Below are 15,940 nucleotides of genomic sequence, written 5' to 3'. Positions count from 1 at the left end.
GGTACGCCGGCGGGAGCGGAGGAACCATGATCCAGGCGACCGATACGATCCGACGCCCGGACGAGGTGCCGGGTGTGGGCCGGGTGCTTGTGGTGATCCCCACCTACAACGAGGCCGACAACATCGCCACGATCGTCGGCCGGGTCCGGCGCGCCGCCCCGGCGGTACGGATCCTCATCGCCGACGACAACAGCCCCGACGGCACCGGCGCGATCGCCGACGCCCTCGCCGACGGTGACGCGCACGTGCAGGTGCTGCACCGCCAGGGCAAGGAGGGTCTCGGTGCGGCGTATCTGGCCGGGTTCGGTTGGGCCCGTGAGCGCGGCTACCAGGCGGTCGTGGAGATGGACGCCGACGGCTCGCACGCCCCGGAGGACCTGCCGGCGCTGCTGGAGGCCGCCCGCGACGCCGACGTGGTGATCGGGTCGCGGTGGACCAGCGGCGCGCAGGTGCTCAACTGGCCGCTGCGGCGGCTGCTGCTGTCGCGTGGCGGCAACCTGTACGCGCGCCTCGCCCTGGGCATGCCCGTTTCGGACGCCACGGGCGGTTACCGGGTGTACCGGATCAGCGCGTTGGACGCCATCGACCTGGCGTCGGTGACGTCGCAGGGGTATTCGTTCCAGGTGGAGTTGTCCCGGCTGGCGCACCGGGCGGGGGTGCGGATCGTGGAGGTGCCGATCACCTTCGCCGAACGGGAACGCGGGGACAGCAAGATGAGCCCGCGGATCGTGGCCGAGGCGCTGTGGCGGATCACCGCCTGGGGGGTGCAGGACCGGCGGCAGGCGGTACGCCGTGGCCTGAACGGCACGGCCACCGGTCAGGCCCGGTGGCCGTGAGCGCGCTCGTGTCATGCTTGCTGAGCGGGACACGTCAATGGTGTCGCGGGAATGGCGATGAGGTGAGATGCGCCGAGGACTGAAGTTCGTGCCGTTGGCCCTGTTGCTGGCGGTGGTGGTGGAGCTGGCGGTGTTCGTCGGGGTCGGGCGGGCGCTGGGGTTCGGGCTGGCCGTGCTGCTGGTCTTCGCGGCGTCCCTGCTGGGGTTGGTGCTGCTGCGCCGGGAGGGGATGCGCGCCTGGCGTGGGTTCCGCGCCGCCGCGTCTGCCGGGCAACCGCCCGGTGGGCAGGTGACCGACGGCCTTGTGGGTTTGGGTGGTGCCCTGTTGCTGGCGGCGCCCGGTCTGGTCAGCGGGTTGATCGGGTTGCTGCTGCTGGTGCCGCCGGTGCGGCGACTGGCCCGCGCCGGAGTGCGCCGGGCCACCGAGCGGCGGGTGTCGTCGATGGTCGCCGGTGACCTGTTCGGCCCCCGAACGGTGCGGGTGCGCCAGGGTGCGCCGCAACCGACCCCGCAGCCGCAGCCGCCGGTGGTGGTCGACGGTGGTCGGGCCATCGAGGGCGAGATCATCGAGCCCGGCCGCCAGTAGACCGCACGCAGACAAGACGGCGCCCCCGGGGATGACCCCGGGGGCGCTGGTGTCGTGCGGCTCAGGCGCGGCCGCGGCGGGTCCGAACCTCCTGCAGGCGCTCCTCGAGGATGTCCTCGAGCTCGGCGATCGAGCGCCGCTCCAGCAGCATGTCCCAGTGGGTACGCGGCGGCTTGGCCTTCTTCTGCTCCGGCTCGTTGCCGTCGACGAGTCGGGCGACGCTGCCGTCGAACTTGCATTCCCAGGTCATCGGGACCTCGGCGTCGACGGCGAACGGCACCTCGAACTGATGGCCCTTGGCGCAGAGGTACTCGCGGGTCTGACGCGGCGCGAGCTCCGTGTTGCGGTCGGATTCGTAGCTCACCGCGCCAAGGCGGCTTCCGCGCAGCATACGCTCGCCCATGATCGACTTCCCCTCGTTCGTGGTGCTGGTCTTCTGGGTGTAACGGCGCGTTCCCGCCGAGCCATTCCCGCCCGAGGGCGTGAGGCGTCCACGGGTGGGGCCGCGACCAAGGGTAGCCGGCCGGGACACGCACCCGGCCAGGTGATCCCCGGGCGGGTCGCAACGGAGACGCCACCCGCTGCCACCGGGAAGGTTAACCGCCCCCGGGCAGTGAAAGTTGCGCCACTCAGGTCACCCGGTCGTCGGCGGCGGGCCGAGGCGGGCCAGCGCCAACGCCAGGTCGCTGACCTGGTCACCGAGTTGCGCCACCCGCCGCTGGGCCAGGTCCCGGTCACCTTCGGCGGCGTCGAGTCGTACCGTCAGGGCGGTGACCTGGCTCTCGGCGGTGGCCGCCGCCTGCCGGGCCGCGCTCAGCTCGGCGGTGAGCGTGTCCCGCGCCGCGGTGGCGGCGGCCAGCTCCGCCCGCAGCCGCGCCGCGACCTGCGCGACCTCCTGCCGGGCCTCGTCGACCTGACGGGCGGCGACCTGGGCGCGGTCGCGGGCCCGGTCGGCCTGCTCCCGGGCGCGAGTGGCGTCTGCGGCCTCGGCGCGGGCGCGGGCGGCGTCGGCACGGGCCTGCTCGATCTGGCGGCGGACGTCCTGCACCTCGGCCTGCCACCGCCCGGCCCGTTCGGTCGCGTCGGCGGCCACCCGGGTGGCCCGCTCGGCGTCGGCGCGGGCCGCGTCGCGTTCGCCGGTCAGGTCGGCCACCCGCTGCCGCTCGGCGTCGCGTTGCGCGCGCAGGTCGCGCACCTCGGCGCGGGCCTGGTCCCGGTCACGTTCGGCCTGGACGCGCAGCGCCTCGGCGGCACTGACGTCGTGGCGTGCCTGGTCGCGGGCGGCTTCGGCGTTCCGCGCCCGCTCGTCGGCCGCGGTGGCCCGCTGGTGCGCCTGCTCGGCGCGCTGGCGGGCCTCGTCGGCGGCGGCGGAAGCCGCGCGGGCCTGCTCCCGGGCCCGCGCCGCGTCGGCGGCGGCGGTCTCGGCGTCGTCGCGGGCCTCGTCGCGTTCGGTCTGCGCCGCCGCGACCTCGGTGGCGGCCTCCGCGCGGACCTGGGCGATCTGGCGCTGCACACCCACCGGGGACAACTCGGCGTGCAGGGATTCGGTGAGCGTCTCGACGATCTGGTCGAGCCGGTCCACCGCCTCCCAGGTGCGGGCCACCTGCCCCGGTAGGCCGGGGGCGTTGCGGTGGCGCATCCGGCTGTTGCGGGACGCCCGCTGGCAGGCGCCGTCGTTGTCCCGGCAGTACCGAAACGGTCGGCCCGCGCCGACACGCTGCGGCACCGGCTGTCCACAGTGGGCGCAGGGGCGGGTTTCGGCGGTGGTGGGCTGGGCGTCCATCGAGGTGGCAGTCTAGTGCCGGGTGTGGCCGCCCGCCGCACCGCGGCGGGTCAGCTCGCGGCGCGGGCGCGCGCGTCCAGGGTGTAGTGGCGTTGCAGCAACAGCGCCGCGAGCATCGCCACCGCCGGCAGCAGCCCGAAGCCGTAGCGGACCGCCGCCAGCGCCGCGTCGGGCTGCGTCGGTGACTCACCGGCCGTCGAGGCCACGAAACCGCCGACGGCCAGGCACAGCGCGTACGCGTACGGGCCCAGTGCCGCGCCGGTGGCCTCGGTTGCCGTCCACACCCCGGTGTAGGTGCCGGCACCAGTGGTCTCGGTGGTGCGGTCGGTGGCGGCGGCGCGGATCACGTCGGGCAGCATCGAGAAGGGCAGCAGTTGCATGCCGGCGAACGCCACCCCGAGCACCGCCACCGCGCCGATCAACACCGGCAGGCCGGCCGGTCGACCGACAGCGAGCACCAGCGACCCGATCGCGAACGCGCCCTGCGCGCCCAGCAGCGCCCGTTGCTTGCCGACACGGCGGGCCAGCACCAACCAGGCCGGGGTGACCAGCAGCGCCGGTGCGACGAACGCGGCCACCAGCACCGTGGTCAGGCCGGGGGAGCGCAGCTCGTACTCGGCGTAGTAGGGCACCCCGGCGAGCACCAGGTGGGTGGCGGTGGACATGGCCAGGTATGCGGCCACCAGCCAGCGGAACTGTCGGTCGCGCAGCGCGGTGCGCAGGGCCGGCCACCCGCCGTGCCCCGCCGGGGTGGGGTCCGCCGCCCGCCCGCGCAGCCGGGCGATGCCGGCGACACCGACAAGCATGGCGGCCAGCATGCCGACGGCGAGGATCATCCCCATCCGCTGGTAGCCGCCCCGGGTCGCGGCGTCGCCGCCGGTGAGCAGCGGGGCCAGCAACCCGGAGAGCAGGATGCCCAGGGTCAGCACGACCATCCGGAACGCCATCAGCCGGGTGCGTTCGTCGTAACCGATCCGCAGGTCGGCCGGGGTGGCCAGGTAGGGCACCTGGTAGGCGGCGAAGAGCAGATTGCCGGCGACGAAGCACACCGCCACCCAGCCGGCCGCCGGCCCGCCGGTCAACCCGCCGGGCACCGCGAAGAGCGCGGCGAACGCGACGGGCAGGGCACAGCCGAGCAGCAGCAGGCGGCGCCGGTCACCGCGGCGGGTCTGCTCGACGTCGGCGCGGTGCCCCACCCAGGGGTGCAGCAGCACGTCGGCGATCTTCGGCAGCAGCAGGGCGAGGCCGGCCAGCCACGGCCCGACGGCCAGCACGTCGGTGAGGAAGTACAGCAGCAGCAGGCCGGGCACTGTCACCCAGACACCCATGCCGAGCGAGCCGGCCGCGAAGCCCGCCAGCGGGCCCCGGGCAAGTGTCGCGTCGGTGGCGGCCAGGGGCCGCCGGTCGAGCCCGGTCATCGCCGCATCCCCTCGGTAATCCAACGGTGGCTGGATTCTAGGGGCAGAATGGCGGCCATGACCATGCCTCGCCGCCGGCCCGGTCGGCCCCGCCGTGACGAGACCCGCCCGACCCGTGAGGTGGTGCTCACCGCGGCGACCACGCTGTTCGCCGAGCGGGGATTCGACGCCGTCGGGTTGCGGGAGGTCGCCGCCGCCGCCGGGGTCGACGTCGCCACTGTCGCGCACCACACGGGTACGAAGGCGGCGCTCTACGACGCCTGCTTCGCCCGGGTCTTCGCCGCCGAGCAGGAGGTGCTCACCCAGGCCGCCGCGCAGGCCCGCGCGGCGCTCGACGCGGGGCCGCAGGCGGCCCGGCGGGCCCTGCACGAGCTCGTCGACGTCTTCGTCGACTTCCTGGAGGACCGCCCGGAGACCACCGCGCTGTGGCTGCGCCGCTGGCTCGAACCGCAGCGGCACGCCGAGCTCGACACGCGCTACGCCGAGCCGTTGTACCGGCTGATCACGGAGTTGCTCGGCGCCGCCGCGACGGCCGGGGCGCTGGCCGAGCCGACGCCGCACATCACCGTCCGCAGCCTGGTGTGGGCGACCCACGCGCACGTGGTGGCCCTGGCCGCCGGTGCGCCGGGCGCTCGGGAACGGCGCGAGTTCCGGGCGTTCGTGCACCGCCTGCTCGACGGCCTGTACGGGTCGTCGACCCCTTGACGCGTCGCCGCCGCCCGACGATTATCCATCCGACGTTGGATTAAATGGGGGGCGGTAATGGGCGGACCACCTCGGGTGGCGGTGATCGGCGCCGGCGCGGCCGGGCTCGCCGCCGTCAAGGCACTGCGCGACGCCGATGTGCCGACGGTCGCCTTCGAGGCCGCCGAGCAGGTCGGTGGCCTCTGGGTGTACGGGGCACCCGACTCGCCCGCGTACCGCACGCTGCACCTGAACACCAGTCGGGGACGCACCCAGTTCGCCGACCACCCGATGCCCACCGACTGGCCCGACTACCCCGACCACCGCCGGGTCGCCGGCTACCTCGCCGACTACGCCCACCGCTTCGGGCTGGGCGGGGACATCCGGCTGCGGCACACCGTCGAGCGGGTCACCCAGGCCCCGGGCAGCACCTGGACGGTGGTCGCGACCGGACCGGACGGGCCGGTCACCGTCACCGTCGACGCCGTGGTCGTCGCCAACGGGCACAACCGGGTGCCCCGGCTGCCCGAACCGTCATACCCGGGCACCTGCACGGCCGAGCAGCTGCACAGCCACGACTACCGGGGCCCGGAGCAGTTGGCCGGCCGCCGGGTCCTGGTCGTGGGCGGCGGCAACTCCGCGATGGACATCGCGGTGGACGCCTCGTACGCCGCCACCCGCACCCTGCTCTCGCTGCGCCGGGGCGTCTGGGTCGTACCGAAGTACCTGCTGGGCCGCCCCTCGGACACCCTGAACGGGGCCCTGGCCCGCCGACTGCCGTGGCGACTGCGCCAACGCGTCAGCCAGGCGACGCTGAACGCCACAGTCGGCAGCCCCACCCGCTACGGGCTGCCCGCACCGCGGCACGGCTTCCTGCAGGATCATCCGACGCTCTCCGACGGGCTGCTGTCCCGGCTGACCCACGGCGACGTCGAGGCCCGGCCCGGCGTCGCCGCACTGGACGGGGACCGGGTCGAGTTCACCGACGGGCGCAGCGACAGCGTCGACCTGATCATCTGGTGCACCGGCTACCGGGTGGAGATCCCGTTCCTCGACCCGGCGCTGCTCGGCGGCGGCGCGGACACCCTGCCGCTGTACCGGCACGTGTTCCACACCGACGCCCCGGGCCTGACCTTCGTGGGGCTGATGCAGTCTACCGGTTCCGCGTTTCCCCTGATGGAGGCGCAGGCCAAGCTGATCGCCGCGCACCTCGCCGGCCGGTACGCGCTGCCGAACCCCGACCGGCAGCGGGCCGCGTGTCGGGCCGAGTTGCGGGCCGCGACCGCCCGGTGGGGTCAGCGCCGCCCGGCGATGCGGGTGGACTTCGACGGTTACCTGGCCGAGATGGCCCGCGAGTTGGTCGCCGGAACCCGCCGGGCCCGCTCCGGTGCGGCCTCCTCGGGCGGGGTGCGGCGGTGACGGGTCGGCTGGCCGGCCGTCGGGTGCTGCTGACCGGCGCGAGCGGAACGTTCGGCCGGCATCTCGGCGCGGCGTTCACCGCCGCCGGCGCCCAGGTGGTGGGGCTCGACCTGCACGCGCGCCCCGACGGCGACCTGCCGGTGCTCGGCTGCGACCTGACCGACCCGGACGCCGTGGCACCGGCGGTACGCGCCGCGCTCGACCGGCTCGGCGGGCTGGACCTGCTGATCAACAACGCCGGTGTCGGTGGTCCCGCCCCCGCCGAACTGCCCCCCGACGAGGTGGTCCGCCGACAGTTGGAGGTCAACCTGCTCGCCGCCTGGCGGACCACCGCCGCGGCAATGCCACAGCTGCTCACCGCACGCGGACGGGTCATCTTCGTGGCCAGTCGGATGGCGGTGCTGCCGCTGCCGCTCGCCGCCGCGTACGGAGTCAGCAAACGGGCGCTGGTGGCGTACGCCGACGCGCTGCGCCACGAGGTGGGCACGCACGTCGGGGTGAGCGTGGTCTACCCCAGCATGGTCGTCTCACCCATCCACCACAGCACCGCCGAGGCCGGCCTGTCCCTGCGCGGGGTGTCCCGCCCCGAGCCCGTCGAGGGGGTGGTCGCGGCGATCCTGCGGACCGCCGCCGCCCGGCGGGCACCGCGTGACGTGGCGACCACGACGCGCGGTCGGCTGGAGTTGGCTGTCGGTCGGCACGCGCCGGCGCTGGCCGACCGGCTGGTGCGGCGTACCCTCAGCGCCCGGATCGCCGCCGGTGACCTGAACGCCGCGCCGCTGGCCGCCGGAATGGTCCGCCGTCACCGGGGACGGTGAGGTGCCGCGGTCGAAGCGGCGCGGGCACCGCCCGGCCGGTCAGGGCGTGGCGACGGCCGCGCGGGACCGGTCGGCGGCGATCCGCAGGGCCAACGCGGCCAGGGCGGTGCCGGTCACCCACCGCTGCACCCGCAGCCACACCGGTCGACGGGCGAAGAACCCGGCCAACGTGCCGGCGCTGAGCACGATCAGCCCGTTCACGCTCAACGCGACGGCGACCTGGGTCAGGCCCAGCAGCAGGCTCTGCACCGCCAGGTGCCCCCGTGCCGGGTCGATGAACTGCGGTAGCAGCGACACGTAGAGGATCGCGATCTTCGGGTTCAGCAGGTTGGTGACCAGACCCATGGTGAACAGCCGCCGGGACGGGTCCGGTGGCAGCGGCGTGGGGGCGAATGGTGACCCTCCGCCCGGACGCAACGTCCGCCAGGCCAGCCAGAGCAGGTAGCCGGCGCCGGCCAGCTTCACCACGGCGTACAGGGTCGGCACCAGCACGAAGACGGTGGCCAGGCCGAGGACCGCCGCCGCCAGGTACACCGCGAACCCGGCGGCGACCCCCAGCAACGAGATGAGCCCGGCCCGGCGGCCCTGCGACACCGAGCGGGACACCAGGTAGACCATGTTCGGGCCGGGCGTGAGCACCATCCCCAACGCCACAAGCGCGATGCCCACCAGCGCCCCCGTGCTGACCATGATGCTTTCCCCCCGTTCGGCAGCCCCGCTGCGACCCTAGGCCGGGGTGACCGCGTCGTCCCAGGGCCACCTGGCAGACGGTGGCCCTGGATCCGGTCACCCGGGCGGAAACCCCCTCCGCCGGCAGCCGCGGGGAATGGTCACCGCCGGGGGCGTGCTGACCTGGTACGAAGTGCTGCCGGCGGAGGCGGCGCGTTACGGTGGCCGGGGGAGGTGCCGCAGGGTGACCGAGGCGTGGGAAGCGGCGGTGGAGGCGCAGATCCGGGGAGCCGTGCAACGCGGCGAGTTCGACGACCTGCCCGGCATGGGCAAACCGATCCCCGGCCAGGGCACACCGTACGACGAGTCGTGGTGGATCAAGAGTTTCCTGGAGCGTGAGGCGTTGCCGAGCGACCTGCTCCTGCCCACCCCGTTGCAACTGCGCCGACGCATCGAGCAGGTCCCCGACGAGGTCCGCGACCTGCCCACCGAACAGGCCGTACGCGACTTCGTGGGGCAGCTCAACGCGCAGATCGTGGCGTGGCTGCGCAACCCCGACGGCCCCCGGGTGGCGGTGCGTCCGGTGAACGCCGACGAGGTGGTGCGCCGCTGGCGCGCCGAGCACGCCGCGCCCAGCCTCGCGACGCCGGCGACCGACCGGGTGAGCGTCGCCGCGCCACGCCGGCCGCGCCGCGCCTGGTGGTTGTCGTGGCGCCGCCGGTCGCGCTGACCCGGTCTGGTCGGCGGTGCCCGGCACCGGCAGACTGTGCCGATGGGTATCGACCTGCGCGCGTCCGGTCCGCCGTCGGTGCCGGGCCTGGCCCTGCGCCAGTGGCGGGACGACGACCTGGACGCCCTGCTTGACGCGTACCGGGATCCGGTGTTGCGCCGGTGGACCCGGCTGCCGGTGACCAGCCCGGCCGAGGGTCGACAGTGGTTGGCGCGGACCCGGCAGGACTGGGACGCCGGTCGGCGCTACAGCTTCGCGGTCCTCCAGGACGACGCCGACAAGCCACGGCTGGTGGCGAACGTGGTGCTCAAGAGGGTGAGCGTGCACTGGCCCATGCCCGAGGTGGGGTACTGGACGGCGTCGTGGGCACGCGGGCGTGGTGTCGCGCCGCGGGCGGTCACCGCGCTCAGCCGGTGGGCGTTCGAGGAGTTCCCCGAGCTGGAGCGCCTCGACCTGCTGCACCAGGTGGACAATGTGGCGTCCTGCCGGGTGGCGCAGAAGAGTGGCTTCGTGTTCCAGGAAATGCTGCCGGCCCGGCCGCCCTTTCCGCTTGACGGTCACCGGCACTCGCTGAGCGTCGGCTAGCCCTCCGCCACCGCCGCCTGCCACCGCCACGAGGTGCGTCGGGCCCGGCCGGGCAGGTCACCGCGCCCGGTCAGCCACAGCAGGACCTGGGGTGCGGCACCGTCCGGGGCATCCGGGAAGAGTCGCCGCAGCACCGCCGCGCTCAACCGCTGCGGCGGCTGCCAGGCCACGCCGAGACCGACGGTGATGTCGTGGGTGTGCAGCAGGGTCTCGGCCACTCCCATCGCGGCGAAGCCCACCGGGTCGCAGGGGCCGAAGTGCCAGGCCCGGGTGTCCGGTGCGGCGGCGTCGACGGCGGCGGCGAGCAGCCCGGCGCAGGCCCGCACCACGGTGAGGGTCTGCGCCGGGCTCGCGGCGGGGGAGACCCGCAGGTCGTACGGGAGGTAGCCGTCATCCGGGCGGCCGGTGACCTGGCCGGCGTAGGCGAGCAGGTCGTGCGCGATGTGCGCGGCGGTGGTCCAGCAGCTCCAGGTCAGTGGGCCGGCGGGCACGGACCAGTCGCGCTCGCGGTGCGGGTGCAGCACCCGGGTCATCTCGTCGGCTGCCTGGAGCAGTTCGACGCCGGTCACCGTTGACATCCGACGACTGTCGCAGTGCCGGTCGGGTGACGCAATCGAGATCCGGCGCCACGCGGAAAATCGGGCTGCTCGGCCCCAACGGCGCCGGCTAGTTCACCACCCTGCGGGTGCTCGCCGCGACGTCGCCGATCAGCGGCGCCGGCCTGCGGGTGCTCGGCATGGACCCGGGCGATGCTGAACTGGCCGGTCCGCCGCGAAACGATTACCGCCGCAGGTCGGTCGGGTCGTCCGCGGTGAAGTCGCGAACGGCCGCGCGGATCGTCGCGCCGTACGGGTCGTCCGGCAGGTGCGCCACCTGCTCGCCGGCTCGGGCCAGGTACTCGCGAGCCTGGGCGGGCTGGCCCAGGCGACGGTGACAGTCGGCCAGGTTGAGAAACAGCGACGGCAGGAACGCCTGGACCTGGAGCGAGGGCAGGTATCGCCTGGCGCGTTCGTCGGTCAGGTCGGACACGGCGGCCAGGGCGCGCTCGTCCCAGCCCAGCTCCGCCTCGGTGGTGTCCTGCAGATCGGCGAGGTAGTGGGCGAGGGTGCAGCGGTGCAGCGGGTCGCCGCCGGGGCCGATCTCGTCCCACAGCGCGCTGAGCAGCTCGCGGGCCCGGGCTGGCCGACCGGACTGGCCGAGCTGCACCGCCTCGATGATGCGCGCCATTGTTGGGTCGGCTGTCTGTTGGTCGTCCATGGCGCAGATGCTCGGGCCTCGACCCGCTCGAGGGTCAAATCACCGGCTCGGCGGGCACCCGGGCGATGGTCCCGGTGCGGCGCGGATCTGTCCGGGTCAGCCCGGCGCTGTGGCGGTGGTGATGCTGGCCAGCGCCTCGACGAGGGGCAGCGGGTTGACGTAGTCGCGATAGGACAGGACCTGGCCGTCGCGGACGCGAATGACCGCGATCACCTGCTGCTCGAACGGCCCGGCAGTGGCGACGACGCTGCCGTACGCCTCGTACTCCACGATGACGACCTCGGGGTCGGTGGTCTCGTGCAGCACCACGTTGCGGTATTCGTCGAACCTGATGAAGGTGCCGGCTGTCTGCGTGAGATGACGGCGAATCTCTGGACGGCCCCGCAGTCGGCCGGGCACGCCCGGCGGGTGGTACGGCCACTCGAGGTACCCGTCCGGCGCCATCAACGCCACGAACGCCTCGATGTCGGCCTCGCGGCCGGCCCGCAGGATCTCTTCGACGACTGCGCGGGACGAGGTTGTCATCGTGACCTCCTGGTCAGCATTCGTTGAACATGCGTTGATTGAACGAGCGTAGAGCGAACGAGGCGGGCCGGTCAACAACCGTTGAATGACCCGAACCCGGCAACGCCGCCAGCCCTCGGCCAGCGTCGCCCCCGGGATTCGTTCGGCAACGGTGGCGCATCACTCCTCGGGCAGCTTGCGCATGCTGCGCAGCGGGGAGAAGACGACCCAGAGCACCCCGAGCAGGGCACCGATGCTGGCGATCCAGAGGGCGGAGCGCACCCCCATCGCGGCGCCGAGCGCTCCGCCGATCAGGGCGCCGACCGGCCGGATGCCGTAGTTGACAGTGCGTCTGACACCGGACACCACGGCGAGCATCGTCCCCGGTGTGGCAGCGGTCTGCACCGATCCGGCCGCGATGTCGAGGACCATGACGCCCAGCGCGGAGACGAACTCGGCGGTGATCAGCAGCGCGAGCACCAGCGGCCGCGGTCCCCCGGCCAGCGGCACGAGGATCAGTGGGGCCGGAAAGACGACGAGACCGAGGATTACCGCCGGGCCGATGCCGATCCGGCGACTGAGCGGACCGCTTACCGCAGCGCCGAGCAGTCCGCCGAACGCGCCGGTCCCGACGACGAGGCCCAGCATGCCGGGGGAGACGTCCAGCTCGGTGGTCACGTACAGCACGAAGAGCGCGGCGAACATGTAGTTGAACAGGTTGAGCGTGGTGGTGCCAAGCAGGATCGCCCGTAGCACCGCGGACCGGGCCACATACCGCACACCGGCGGCCATGCCCAGGCCCGGGCCGCTCTGTACCGGATGCTCGGTGACCCTTGTGCGGGCCAGGAAGACAGCGGACGCCAGGTAGGTGAGCACGTCGGCGACAAGCGCGATCGGAGCGGTGAGCACCTGCACGAGCACGCCACCGATGCTCGGGCCGGCCACGTACGACATGGCTCTGCTGCCGTTGATCAGACTACTGGCGTCCACATAGTCCGGCCGCCGGACCAGGGCGGCGAAGAGGCTGCTGTGCGCCACCTCGAAGAACATCGAGAGGATCCCGATCAGGAAGGCCACGACACAGAGCAGCGGCAGGTTCAGTGCGTCCGCCCACCACAGCAGCGGCACGGCCAGCAGAAGGCCCGCCCGGCCAAGGTCGGCGATGATCATTACGTGTCGTCGGCGCGGGTACCGGTCCACCAGGGCGCCGGCCGGCAGGGAGAAGAACAGGTTCGGCAGCAGCGAGGCAGCGGTCAGGTAGCCCATCTCGACGGGTCCGGCGCCGATCGCCAGCACGGCAAGCAGCGGCACGGCGAGCATGGTGATCTGATCGCCGAAGAGCGAGACGGTCTGCGCGGACCAGTAGCGGCGGAAGGCGGTCTGCTGCAGCAGCCGTGGGATGCGCGGCCGGCGCGGCGGTGCCGGGTCGGCCAGAACGAGGGGTTCAGTCACTGTCGGTCTCCGCTGGCTGGTCATCGGGGGGCACGGGTCCACGCGGCACCACCATCTGGATGAACTGCACCGGGCGACACCCGGGCGGGCGTCTCGCCGGGTCGGCAACCCGTTCGTCGTACCGGGCCAGCAGGGCGTCGACCTCCTCCGTGAGCTCACGCAGCTCACTGGCGGTGACGTGCAGCAGCGCGTCGCCGAAGCCGGCGGCGGTTCGCCATTCGACGGGCTCGTCGCCGCGGACTGCGAGGTAGTCCTGCGCGTATTGCGTGTAGACGCCGAGCATCACGCTGTTGAGCTGGTCCGTCGCGGACTTCATGGCCGGGTCGTCGGAGTCGTCGGCCCAGGACGTGTCGTGCGCGGTGGCCCGCCAGGGCCGTTCCCGACCGTCCGCCCCCGCAACGCGTTCGGCCAATCCGTACTTGGCGAGCTGGCGCAGGTGGAACGAACAGTTCGGCACATTGTCGTCGAGCCGGGCGGCGGCCTGGGTGGCGGTCATCGGGCCCTCGCGGCGCAGCAGCCCGATCAGTTGCATCCGCAGCGGGTGCGCGTACGCCCGCAGGGTGCGTGGGTCGGTGAGCTTGATGGAACGTTGCGGCACCTCTTCGGTCACACCCTAGAGAATGCTTTAGAAAGACATCTCTAGCAACCCGAGGCCCAGGGATGGCGGCCGATTCGCCGGCAACAGCTCCACTGTTCAACAACCGTAGAATGACCGGGTGACCCAACCGAGCCCACGGTTGACCCGAGCCGAGCAGCGACGCCAGACCGAAGAGAGCATCCTGGCGGCGGCCCGGCAGCTGTTCGCCGAACTCGGCTATGAGCGCACCACGATCCGCGCCGTGGCCAGGACGGTCGGGGTCGACGCCGGCCTGGTGATGCACTACTTCGGCACCAAGGACAACCTGTTCTCCCGGGCCGCCGAGCTGCCCGCCGCCGAGTTGTCCGGCGGCGGCGAAGAGATCGTCGACGTCCTGCTCGCCTCGCTCGCCAGCCGTCTGGACGGCGAGCCGGTCGCCTCACTCGCGGTGCTGCGTTCGATGCTCACCAACACCGACGCCGCCGAGCGGTACCGAGCTGCCGCCGAACCCCAGCTCAGTCAGATCACCACCGCGATTCCCACCGAGGACGCCGAACTGCGCGCCAGCCTGCTCAGCGCGATCGTGCACGGTGTGATCATCGAGCGGTACCTGCTTCGCCTCGGCCGACTCGCGGACGCCTCGCCCGACCAGATCATCGAGCTGCTCCGTCCGTGCTTCCAAACGTTGGCCACGGCCGACATGCCACCGTCGACCGTCCGGCCCGCCAGCGCGGATTGAGCCACGGCACGTCGGCGTGCACACTCCGCCGCGCGGTCAGGTGGGTGCAATCGCTGCCCGGCGGCCCACCCGACCGCACGGAGGACGCGGCCGACCCGCCCTGATCCGCTGGGACGGGCGGGTCGGCTCGCGTCCCTCAGGCGCGGGCGACGATGGCAGTGAGCACCGAACGGACGGACGTCGGCCGGTGACCGATGAGGGTCTCCAGGGTCGGGTCGGTGACGGCGAACTCGCCACGGCGAGCCGCGCGGTAGATGCCGAGGGTGAAGTCGGCTGCTGCTGCGGGGACGCCGCCAGCGATGGTGGTGGCCCGCCACTGCTGGTCATCCACGACGACGCGCCTGATGGTGCGACCCGTGACGGCACTGAGGATGCCGGCCACCGCCTCGAGGTCGAGCAGTTCGGGCCCGGTCAGCGGAGCGGTGATCCCGTCGAGCGCGCCGTCGTCGGCGAGGGCGATGGCCGCGGCCTCGGCGAGGTCGGCGTGTGCGGTCCAGGAGACCGGACCGTCCGCTGGCGCCGCGAGCACACCCGTCTCCAGGGCCGCACCGATGTAGACGCTGAGCGTGCTCGCGTAGAAGCCGTTGCGCAGCGCGGTGAAGGGGACACCCAGGCCGACCAGATGCTCCTCGGTCTCGGCGTGGGTGAGCTGGGCGGGGAAGAGGGAGTCCTTCGACGCCGCCTGGTGGCTGGTGTAGAGCACACGTTTTGCCCCGACGGTGTGGGCGGCGTCGATGGCGGCGCGGTTCGCGGCGGCCGCGTCGCTGCCACGGATGGCGGCGGACACGACGAGGACCTTTTCGGCACCCTCGAAGGCGTGTTGCAGCGTGCGCGGGTCGGTGAAGTCTCCGGCGCGGACCCGGACACCGCGGGCGGCCAGACCGGCCGCCTTTGTCACGTCGCGCACGCTGACACCCACGGTCTCGGCGGGAACCCGCTCGAGCAACCGGTCGACGATCTGGGAGCCGAGTTGACCTGTGGCACCGGTGATGACGAACATGACTACCACTCCCTGTTAGCGTTGTTAACACACCTACGTTAGCAACGTTATCGCAGCGATAACAAGGTGCTGTTAGCATCGGTTCATGGTTGCGGCGCAGGACATGGCATCCCGGGACGAGGTACGGCACGGCATCGTCGCGGCAGCGAGCCGGCTGCTGCGCGAGGAGGGCGCGAACGCGGTGACGACGCGAGCCGTCGCCCAGGCCGCCGGCGTGCAGGCACCCACCATCTACCGCCTCTTCGGTGACAAGAACGGCCTGATCGATGCCGTCGCCGAGCACGTCATGGCCACCTACGTCGCCGCCAAGTCCGCCGTGGCGTACGCCGCCGAGGGCGATCCGGTGGCCGACCTGCGGTCCGGGTGGCGGGCACACCTCGAGTTCGGACTGGCCAACCCCGAGCTGTACGCGCTCATCGCCGGCCGGGGCGGGCCGTCGCCGGCGACGGTTGCCGGCCTCGAGGTGCTGCGCACCCGCGTACGGCGACTGGCCGCGGCCGGCCTGTTGGCTGTCGACGAGCAGCGCGCACTCATGATGATCCACGCGGCCGGCAACGGCACCGTGCTCGCCCTCCTGGGCACGCCCCCGCAGCAACGCGACCCGGGCCTGGGGGAGGCCATGTTCGACGCCGTGCTCAGCAGCATCCTCGTGCGCACCCCGGCGACACCCGACACGACAGTGAGCGCCGTGGCGGTCACCTTCGCCACCGTGGTGCCCGACCTGCCGGGGCTCACCGACGCCGAACGCGCGCTCATGACCGAATGGGTGCACCGATCGCTCACCGCACCGCCGGCAAAAGCGCTGGACGAGCTGACGCCCGGCTTGTAGCTTGCAGTTGACCGTGACACCGCCCGAGGAGGTGAGACCCATGAACGCTGGACC

19 protein-coding genes are annotated in these 15,940 nt (G+C 73.0%); 9 read left to right on the top strand and 10 right to left on the bottom strand.

The window, feature by feature from the left end:
* The first annotated feature begins 26 nt into the window (after positions 1–26).
* Complete coding sequence (locus tag AB0B85_RS10180; RefSeq protein ID WP_357405613.1) at positions 27–836, top strand: polyprenol monophosphomannose synthase; 810 nt, start codon at positions 27–29, stop codon at positions 834–836.
* 67 nt (positions 837–903) lie between these two features.
* Entirely contained in the window at positions 904–1,422 is a 519-nt protein-coding gene (locus tag AB0B85_RS10175) for an FxsA family protein (RefSeq protein ID WP_357405611.1), read from the top strand.
* Between the two features lie 61 nt (positions 1,423–1,483).
* Here AB0B85_RS10175 and AB0B85_RS10170 read toward each other — a convergent pair whose 3' ends face one another.
* The 3 genes from AB0B85_RS10170 to AB0B85_RS10160 all read right to left on the bottom strand — a co-directional run bounded on the left by AB0B85_RS10170 (position 1,484) and on the right by AB0B85_RS10160 (position 4,623).
* Positions 1,484–1,825 carry an RNA polymerase-binding protein RbpA gene (locus tag AB0B85_RS10170; RefSeq protein WP_030489777.1) on the bottom strand — a complete coding sequence of 114 codons (342 nt, stop codon included), beginning with the start codon at positions 1,823–1,825 and terminating at the stop codon, positions 1,484–1,486.
* A gap of 231 nt (positions 1,826–2,056) precedes the next feature.
* Positions 2,057–3,205, bottom strand: coding sequence for a hypothetical protein (locus AB0B85_RS10165; protein WP_357405609.1), 1,149 nt, complete (start codon positions 3,203–3,205; stop codon positions 2,057–2,059).
* 50 nt (positions 3,206–3,255) lie between these two features.
* A complete protein-coding gene (locus AB0B85_RS10160) occupies positions 3,256–4,623 on the bottom strand; it encodes an MFS transporter (protein WP_357405607.1) in 1,368 nt (455 codons plus the stop codon).
* A 57-nt stretch (positions 4,624–4,680) separates the two neighbouring features.
* Between AB0B85_RS10160 and AB0B85_RS10155 the strand changes: the two genes are divergently transcribed.
* The 3 genes from AB0B85_RS10155 to AB0B85_RS10145 are packed head-to-tail and all read left to right on the top strand — an operon-like array spanning position 4,681 to position 7,544.
* Positions 4,681–5,328 (top strand): TetR/AcrR family transcriptional regulator, encoded by a 648-nt coding sequence (locus tag AB0B85_RS10155; RefSeq protein WP_357405605.1) that lies wholly within the window; start codon positions 4,681–4,683, stop codon positions 5,326–5,328.
* A 57-nt stretch (positions 5,329–5,385) separates the two neighbouring features.
* Positions 5,386–6,726: an NAD(P)-binding domain-containing protein gene (locus AB0B85_RS10150; RefSeq protein ID WP_357405604.1), complete on the top strand. Its 1,341-nt coding sequence runs from the start codon at positions 5,386–5,388 to the stop codon at positions 6,724–6,726.
* Positions 6,723–7,544: an SDR family NAD(P)-dependent oxidoreductase gene (locus AB0B85_RS10145; RefSeq protein ID WP_357405601.1), complete on the top strand. Its 822-nt coding sequence runs from the start codon at positions 6,723–6,725 to the stop codon at positions 7,542–7,544. The genes AB0B85_RS10150 and AB0B85_RS10145 overlap by 4 nt, the downstream gene beginning before the upstream one ends.
* A 39-nt stretch (positions 7,545–7,583) precedes the next feature.
* Here AB0B85_RS10145 and AB0B85_RS10140 read toward each other — a convergent pair whose 3' ends face one another.
* On the bottom strand, positions 7,584–8,234 hold the full coding sequence (locus tag AB0B85_RS10140; protein ID WP_357405599.1) for a LysE family translocator: 651 nt from the start codon (positions 8,232–8,234) through the stop codon (positions 7,584–7,586).
* Between the two features lie 223 nt (positions 8,235–8,457).
* Here AB0B85_RS10140 and AB0B85_RS10135 point away from each other — a divergent pair, with 223 nt between their 5' ends.
* Complete coding sequence (locus AB0B85_RS10135) at positions 8,458–8,943, top strand: DUF1992 domain-containing protein (RefSeq protein WP_357405597.1); 486 nt, start codon at positions 8,458–8,460, stop codon at positions 8,941–8,943.
* Positions 8,944–8,985: 42 nt separating this feature from the next.
* Complete coding sequence (locus AB0B85_RS10130) at positions 8,986–9,528, top strand: GNAT family N-acetyltransferase (protein ID WP_357405595.1); 543 nt, start codon at positions 8,986–8,988, stop codon at positions 9,526–9,528.
* On the opposite strand, the gene AB0B85_RS10125 is transcribed toward AB0B85_RS10130, so the two are convergent.
* The 5 genes from AB0B85_RS10125 to AB0B85_RS10105 form a co-directional block, all read right to left on the bottom strand.
* Complete coding sequence (locus AB0B85_RS10125; protein ID WP_357405593.1) at positions 9,525–10,106, bottom strand: maleylpyruvate isomerase N-terminal domain-containing protein; 582 nt, start codon at positions 10,104–10,106, stop codon at positions 9,525–9,527. The two genes, AB0B85_RS10130 and AB0B85_RS10125, sit on opposite strands and share 4 nt — an antisense overlap.
* 202 nt (positions 10,107–10,308) lie before the next feature.
* Positions 10,309–10,785, bottom strand: coding sequence for a hypothetical protein (locus AB0B85_RS10120; RefSeq protein WP_357405591.1), 477 nt, complete (start codon positions 10,783–10,785; stop codon positions 10,309–10,311).
* Positions 10,786–10,881: 96 nt separating this feature from the next.
* Positions 10,882–11,385 carry a nuclear transport factor 2 family protein gene (locus AB0B85_RS10115; RefSeq protein WP_357405589.1) on the bottom strand — a complete coding sequence of 168 codons (504 nt, stop codon included), beginning with the start codon at positions 11,383–11,385 and terminating at the stop codon, positions 10,882–10,884.
* Between the two features lie 84 nt (positions 11,386–11,469).
* Positions 11,470–12,741: an MFS transporter gene (locus AB0B85_RS10110; RefSeq protein ID WP_357405587.1), complete on the bottom strand. Its 1,272-nt coding sequence runs from the start codon at positions 12,739–12,741 to the stop codon at positions 11,470–11,472.
* A complete protein-coding gene (locus tag AB0B85_RS10105) occupies positions 12,734–13,351 on the bottom strand; it encodes a helix-turn-helix domain-containing protein (RefSeq protein WP_357405585.1) in 618 nt (205 codons plus the stop codon). The genes AB0B85_RS10110 and AB0B85_RS10105 overlap by 8 nt, the downstream gene beginning before the upstream one ends.
* A 106-nt stretch (positions 13,352–13,457) precedes the next feature.
* On the opposite strand from AB0B85_RS10105, the gene AB0B85_RS10100 reads away from it, so the two are divergent.
* The gene (locus tag AB0B85_RS10100; RefSeq protein ID WP_357405583.1) at positions 13,458–14,057 is read left to right on the top strand and encodes a TetR family transcriptional regulator; all 600 of its coding nucleotides are present in this window, start codon (positions 13,458–13,460) and stop codon (positions 14,055–14,057) included.
* 136 nt (positions 14,058–14,193) lie between these two features.
* On the opposite strand, the gene AB0B85_RS10095 is transcribed toward AB0B85_RS10100, so the two are convergent.
* Entirely contained in the window at positions 14,194–15,057 is an 864-nt protein-coding gene (locus AB0B85_RS10095) for an NmrA family NAD(P)-binding protein (RefSeq protein WP_357405581.1), read from the bottom strand.
* Positions 15,058–15,142: 85 nt separating this feature from the next.
* Between AB0B85_RS10095 and AB0B85_RS10090 the strand changes: the two genes are divergently transcribed.
* Complete coding sequence (locus AB0B85_RS10090; RefSeq protein ID WP_357405579.1) at positions 15,143–15,886, top strand: TetR/AcrR family transcriptional regulator; 744 nt, start codon at positions 15,143–15,145, stop codon at positions 15,884–15,886.
* Positions 15,887–15,940: the final 54 nt, after the last annotated feature.

This window comes from Micromonospora sp. NPDC049044, from assembly GCF_040649215.1.
GTDB lineage: Bacteria > Actinomycetota > Actinomycetes > Mycobacteriales > Micromonosporaceae > Micromonospora.
This window is presented reverse-complemented; position numbering and strand designations above follow the sequence as displayed.